1 protein-coding gene is annotated in these 1094 nt (G+C 39.2%); it reads right to left on the bottom strand.

Annotation, left to right across the window (positions count from 1 at the left end; all coding sequences use genetic code 11):
• A partial coding sequence (locus tag DD606_RS25435) for a hypothetical protein (RefSeq protein ID WP_139158395.1) occupies positions 1–435 on the bottom strand: 435 nt, incomplete at its 3' end.
• Positions 436–1094 lie beyond the last annotated feature (659 nt).

The raw sequence follows: 1094 nt of genomic DNA, 5'->3' as shown, positions 1-1094 counted from the left end.
AAAAAAATGTCCACCTTGTCGTCCACAATCTGGGCAATACACCATGACTGGTGGTATTTCATTTGGTTCTGTCATGTCAAGCTCTAGTTGACAAGTTTCTGCTTCTATGTTGGCCAAGTTTTCGGCATCTTCTTTTAAAACACTAAGCATCAAGTTGTAGAATGCTCCATCTTGACCTTTGTACCGTCTTTGGCTCGGTTCTCTAATTAGGCTGGCTTCAATTGATTGATCTGTTGGATCTTTCAGTTCTGGTTCTTGATTATAGATCTGACCACTGTAGTCCATGTACAATGATCCTGATTGCATATGCACTAACTGTATGTTTTGCTGGCTTGTGAAAATTTCTGGATAAACACTTGGGTTGACTATCTGAACTTCTATCTGCACTTCATCTTTGAGCTTGCAATACCTGGCTCCACTGAAGTCTTTGAACATCTGGGTGTTCTCTGATTTTGGCTTTACTCTAATCAATAGGATCTTAGCTCCTGTGTTTCTTTTGCTACTCATAGGATACCTATGAGCTTCTGAATCCGTCTACAAAACCTTATCCCCATTGTAGCTATATAGCTATAAAATCTGCTCTGTTGCACTTGTGCATGTGTTGCCACTGCTACTAGCTTGCTCGGTTGTACTTGAACTCTCCGCTCGACTTGAGTCCATGTTGGCTTGTTCTGTAAAAACTATCTCCTAGCAGATTCTGTTGTTGATTAACAGAATTTTTGTTGCTCGTCCTAGCTTAATTTGTATTCACATGTGAGTTGTCCCTGTTCGTCCAATTAGAAGCTAATTTGCAATGCAATTGCTTGCACAAGTCAATTTCTAACATGAAAAATTTGAAAATTTGCCTAACGTTCCACTACTTGGAGTTTGTTTTTTTGCTCATTTTTTTCAGCTGATCTCTCATTCGCTTTTGAGCGGTTTGCTTGGTGTGCAGTGTTTTCTCAATGTGCGGTATAATTTTCGACTTTGCTTTTGTTATTTCTGACTTTTTACAGCGGTGCTATTTTTACTTTTCGGCCTCGTTCTGGCTTTTTAAGACTCTTTCTCATTTTTTCTAGCTTTTCTTGGCTTTTTTTGGCACTTTCCACGACTTT

The sequence above is a fragment of the Enterobacter cloacae complex sp. GF14B genome (assembly GCF_004136805.1).
GTDB classification, from domain to species: domain Bacteria; phylum Pseudomonadota; class Gammaproteobacteria; order Enterobacterales; family Enterobacteriaceae; genus Enterobacter; species Enterobacter hormaechei_C.
Note: the sequence above shows the minus strand (reverse complement) of the source record. Positions and strands in the feature narration are given on the sequence as shown.